Source organism: Deltaproteobacteria bacterium, from assembly GCA_020845775.1.
Classification (GTDB): domain Bacteria; phylum Bdellovibrionota_C; class UBA2361; order SZUA-149; family JADLFC01; genus JADLFC01.
In genome coordinates, this window is record JADLFC010000052.1 from 1 (window position 1) to 5,319 (window position 5,319).

Annotated in this window: 5 protein-coding genes; 3 read left to right on the forward strand and 2 right to left on the reverse strand. The window is 45.5% G+C overall.

Annotated features, from left to right (window positions below; all coding sequences use genetic code 11):
• The first annotated feature begins 111 nt into the window (after positions 1 to 111).
• A complete protein-coding gene (locus tag IT291_03675; protein MCC6220324.1) occupies positions 112 to 387 on the forward strand; it encodes a TerB family tellurite resistance protein in 276 nt (91 codons plus the stop codon).
• Positions 388 to 456: 69 nt separating this feature from the next.
• Here the strand turns inward: IT291_03675 and trmD are convergent, their stop codons facing one another.
• Complete coding sequence (trmD, locus tag IT291_03680) at positions 457 to 1,725, reverse strand: tRNA (guanosine(37)-N1)-methyltransferase TrmD (GenBank protein MCC6220325.1); 1,269 nt, start codon at positions 1,723 to 1,725, stop codon at positions 457 to 459.
• 174 nt (positions 1,726 to 1,899) lie between these two features.
• Between trmD and IT291_03685 the strand changes: the two genes are divergently transcribed.
• Both IT291_03685 and argH read left to right on the forward strand, forming a co-directional pair.
• Entirely contained in the window at positions 1,900 to 3,117 is a 1,218-nt protein-coding gene (locus IT291_03685) for an argininosuccinate synthase (protein MCC6220326.1), read from the forward strand.
• 22 nt (positions 3,118 to 3,139) lie between these two features.
• Positions 3,140 to 4,531 (forward strand): argininosuccinate lyase, encoded by a 1,392-nt coding sequence (gene argH / locus IT291_03690; GenBank protein ID MCC6220327.1) that lies wholly within the window; start codon positions 3,140 to 3,142, stop codon positions 4,529 to 4,531.
• 50 nt (positions 4,532 to 4,581) lie between these two features.
• Here the strand turns inward: argH and IT291_03695 are convergent, their stop codons facing one another.
• Positions 4,582 to 5,094: a hypothetical protein gene (locus tag IT291_03695; GenBank protein ID MCC6220328.1), complete on the reverse strand. Its 513-nt coding sequence runs from the start codon at positions 5,092 to 5,094 to the stop codon at positions 4,582 to 4,584.
• Between the last annotated feature and the right edge of the window lie 225 nt (positions 5,095 to 5,319).

Here is a 5,319-nt window from a genome sequence, read left to right on the forward strand (position 1 = left end):
CGCGAAGGGCGCCTAAGGTGCATTTTAGCGTTGGTGATATGGCACAGGATTGGGGGTTCTCGTTATAACATTAGGAAATGAATTTTAGTTTCTTTGAAATGAGAGCAACATATGAGTGGGATACCTAGTAATATTGACATAAAGGAGTTTGTGGATCGCATTGTCGAGGATGGTGTGATGACAAATGCTGAACACGATATGCTCATGCATCTGATTCACAAGGATGGAAAGATTGACGATGATGAGTCAGAGCAGATTTCTCGCATATTTAGATTGATGAAAGTGGGAAAATTAAAAATAATCGATGCCGTTCGCTCTGAATTTGATCGCAAGCGGGCAGAAGAAGGTGTTGCAGATGCTATAGAGGTTGACGATAGCGATGTTTAGTAAACGTCTAGTGGGGACATTATAAGTCTTTTTTCCTAGACTTCCCTGCTGTGGTTTTTTGACGCATTATTAGTCTAAAGGGCGAAGGAGCCGATCGACTATGATGGACGCAGCGGCACGCACCGAGAGGTGGTTGTAGTCGCTGTATCCCGCAATCGGTTCGAGTTGGTAGTGGGCGCGCGAATGCATCTCGTCAGTTAATCCCCATCCTGTGCCGAGAATGATTAGGTGAGTTTCCTCGGTAGTGCGTAAGATTGCTCGCATGCTAGCAAAACTTGTAATTTTCTCACCAGGTTTTGCGGAGGTGCTGACTACTTTGGGCAGAGCTCCGGTTTTGGACTCGATATCGAGGAGAACATCGTCAAAGTCGCATACCAATTTTACTACTGATAAAGCTTCACGCCTGTTGGGGTTGTAGGTCGCGCCATAGCCAGATTCCCAGTGCTCGCAAATTCGCGCTGCCAATAGCCTAAGAGTTTTAACGGGGTGGACGATATAAAAGTTTTTTAGGTCAAAAGTCCTGGCGGTGCGAGCAATGTCGTGGACGTCGATGTTAGTTATAGAAGAGGTAACTACTTGGCCGTTTTTGTCGAGCACGGGGTAGTGAATGAGGGCTATGCTGAGGTCGCAAGTTATCTTTTCGATCCCATCGATGAGTTCTGGCCTTCGTTCAACAGTGTCTTCAATGGCTTTTTGGTGGCGCCATTTCCTTATTTGTTCGTGGTTCCCAGAAAGTAGAATGTCGGGAACTATGCTGGAACGAAATTCTCGCGGCTTGGTATATTGAGGATGTTCCAGGAGGTGATTTTCAAAGGATTCGCTTTTAAGCGAATCGGGGTTCCCAATGGCTCCCGGAATTAGCCGCAGTATGGCCTCTAGCATGCACATGGCGGCTGCTTCTCCGCCCATGAGCACGAAATCTCCTAGGCTAACTTCTAAATCGGCGTAGTTTTCAGCGATGCGCTCATCCACTCCCTCGTATCTCGAGCAAAGAAAAATATACCCAACGCCGTTTTTTTGGTAATCCTCGGCCAGTGCGCGAGCCATTTCTTGGTTAAAAACTGCTCCTCGAGGTGTTGGGAGAATTACCTTCGAGTTTGGATGAGTATTTTGAATCTTCTCTATGGCTGCAACGGCGGGCTCCATTCGCAATATCATTCCCGATCCACCGCCATATGGAGTGTCGTCGACCTGCCCTTGGGCGTTAATGGCGAAGTCTCGTAGGTGCACCGTTTGAATGTCAAGCAGGCCTTCTTTGATAGATTTTCCCACTAGCGTTAGGCGAGTAAAGTTATCAAACAACTCGGGAAACAAGCTTAAAATGTGAATGTTTAGCATTTTGCTTTTATTTTAAAGTTACCATATATAACCATAAGGAATTAAGATCCCTACTTATGGCGCTATTGCGAAATTGAGAGAGTTTCTTGCAAGGATTTCCTTAGCGCAATTGCATCAATTTGGGTAGGTGCTCTAGCAGAGCGTTAAACTTCTGTATGATTAAGGGTGTGTCAGATGGAAAAAGTTGTCTTAGCTTATAGTGGAGGTCTAGATACCTCGGTAATTCTAAAGTGGCTAATCGAGCGCGATTATGAGGTTATTGCTTATATTGCCGATGTCGGCCAACAAGAGGATTTTGAAGCGGCGCGCAAGAAAGCCGAGCGCATAGGTGCTGCTAAGGTTTATGTCGACGATCTTAAAAAAGAATTCGTAAAGGATTTCATTTTTGCGGCCCTAAAGGGCTCAGCTCTCTACGAAGGGCGTTATTTGCTAGGCACCTCTATCGCCAGACCGGTAATTGCCAAGGGGCAGGTAAGAGTCGCGCGCCAAGAGAAAGCTGAATTTGTTTCTCATGGTGCTACGGGAAAAGGTAACGATCAGGTGCGCTTTGAATTGGGCTATTATGCACTTCACCCAGGCATCAGAGTAATCGCTCCCTGGAAGACCGATGCCTTCTTGAGCCAGTTTGAAGGCCGCAGTGACTTAATTAAATATGCCGAACAACACGGTATTCCCGTTGAGGCTACTAAATCTGCTCCTTACAGCATGGATGCAAACCTCATGCACATTAGCTATGAGGCAGGTGTTCTCGAGGATCCAAAAGCTAGGCCGCCGCAGGGAATGTTTCGCATGACGGCCGATCCCAAAGATGCGCCGAATGCGCCAACAAACCTAGCGGTTCACTTTACCGCGGGAATCCCCACCAAGGTGGTGAATCTTGACGACGGCACTACTAAAGAAGATGCACTTGAACTGTTTTGTTATTTAAATGAGGTGGGAGGTAAGAACGGTGTTGGGCGCGTAGATATGGTGGAAAATAGATTCGTGGGAATTAAGTCGCGAGGCGTCTATGAAACCCCCGGAGGCACTATCCTGTTTAAAGCGCACCAAGATTTAGAGTCGATTACCTTAGATCGCGAAGTATTTCGCATTAAAGAGGAATTGTCCCTAAAATATGCCCAACTTATATACAATGGATTTTGGTTCTCACCTGAGGCGGAATTTTTGCGCTCTATTTTTGATAAGTGTCAGGGTGCGGTTAATGGCATTGTGTATGTGGAATTATATAAGGGCAATGCCAACATCGTAGGGCGCGAATCGGAAAATTCGCTTTACAATCAGGAGCTCTCAAGCATGGATGTAGAGGGTTCTTACGACCAAAAGGATGCTGAGGGCTTTATTAGAGTTAATTCCATAAGGCTTAGGGGTTGCTTTAAGAATATCCTAAATTAATTCACATCTCCGGGTTTTTAATATGGCTGCAAAGCGATTGTGGGAGAAGACCGGCGAGGCGGTTGACTCCCTAATTCACGCCTTTACCGTAGGAAGCGATCCAGTTGTCGATAAAAACCTGGTATGCCATGACGCCGTAGGCTCGGCGGCGCATGCACGCATGCTAAAAAAGATTGGCTTTTTGACGTCCGAAGAACTAGTTGCGCTGCTCGCCCAGCTTAAAGAAATATTTAAGCTGGGACAGAGCGGGGCCTTTGAAATCCCATTTGAACTTGAAGATGTGCACACCGCCATTGAAGCGCGGTTAGTAGAAGTTTTAGGCGTTGTAGGAAAGAAAATTCATACTGGCCGCTCGCGAAACGACCAAGTGATTTTAGCCATGCGCTTATACTTGCGCGCACAAGTAGCTAGCATTTTAGAGAGCCTAGGCGAGTGGGGGAATGTGGTAGTAGAGCGCTTTGCCGAATCTGGCGAGATTTGCATGCCAGGCTATACGCATATGCAACCAGCTATGCCTTCAAGTGTAGACATGTGGCTGCATGCGTTTTTAGAGGCCAATATTTGTCTCATGCGCGATGGCCTCAATGTATTAGATTGCTTAGACACTAATCCGCTGGGGTCGGCCGCGGGTTTTGGCGTGCCCATTCCTTTAGATCGCGAGTTTGTTGCAAAGACTCTTAGCTTTTCTCGTGTGCAGCGAAGCGTTATCGATGTGCAAAACACTCGCGGAAGATATGAAGCTAAAGTCTTAAATTGGTGCACAGAGATTTGTTTTTATTTTGAAAAACTTGCTTGGGATATCATTCTTTACTCTAGTCGAGAGTTTGGTTTTTTTACCTTGGCCCCAGAAATGACTACGGGTTCGTCTATTATGCCCCAAAAGCACAACCCCGATGTTTTAGAACTCATGCGGGCACGGGCTTCTCGGGTTCGTGGTGCAAACGTGGAATTAGAAAATATAATTGCCAAACTTCCCTCAAATTACCACAGAGATTTTCAATACACTAAAGAGCCCGTATTTCGCGCCCTAAACGATACGGCGCAAATTGTAGCTATTGGCGCAAGAGTTTTAGCGAAGCTAACGTTTAATCGCGAGGTGTTAAAGAAGGCAATGTATGCGGATCTGTATGCTACTTATGAAGCTTATAGACACGTCTCTAATGGCAAGGCTTTCCGCGATGCCTATCAGCTTACGGCGGATAAATTAAAAGCGAACGAAATTAAGAGCGTGGATTATGAAAAAGATTTTCTAAGTATAGCTAGCGCCACTAATAACTATTTTTCACAGGCGCAAGCTGAACTAGCAAGCCTTATTCTTTCTTCTCACGAGTGGGCTTCGCGCATTTCTCAGGTGGAAGAACAAGTCCTCGATCCGGCCTATGGCGAGGGAAGAAAGACAAGCATGGCGACATAACGATCGGGTTGTTCAATTCAGCCATATAGCTCAATTCTCATTCGAAGGGTTCATGGGGATACTAGTGCATCGGCCATATGCTTGCTAAAAGAGCTGCTTCTTAGCTCCTCTGGAGTTAGCTGTGCTACATATATTCCAGTCGCAAAAAGCATAAAGGCGCCAACATAACAGAAGAAAACCCCAAGGTAAAAAAAGGTTGCATTATCTGACCGACTTACTTCTTGGCGTCTTCCTAGCCAGTAATATGAAACTGTTCCTAGCATTAACGCCACGGTTCCTTTCCAGGCAAGTACTCCCGCAGACGCTATGGCAAATATAGTCATGCCAACGGGGCTGTAAATTGCATATAAAATATCACGCAATGAATTTAAATTATGGGAAAAATTAACTATTAGGAGAAATGCGCCAATAAAAAACCAGAAGGCTATGCTAGCATAAAACATCCCAGGAACATTGTCGCGATAAGTCCACCCAAATGTTTTAGGTGTGTATGTCCGTCCAGTTAGGAGGCTCACTATGGCAAATAGCACTACTAAGATTCCGATAGCACACAAAGCTGACATAGCATTCACGTAATAATTAAACGCATACAAAACTCTTTTATAACATGCTAGCTTGATTCATTATGATTTTCAAGGAGAAACCTTTTTTTTCTTGGGAGGTAACTGCTCGCCCCCTGCCTAACGATTTTGGGATAAGTGTAAGGCATCTAGAACTGGAGATTGAGGACACTAAATATTTGTTCGCTCTTCATTTCATGAGTTCTGGTTCACATTTTGCCGCGCCGC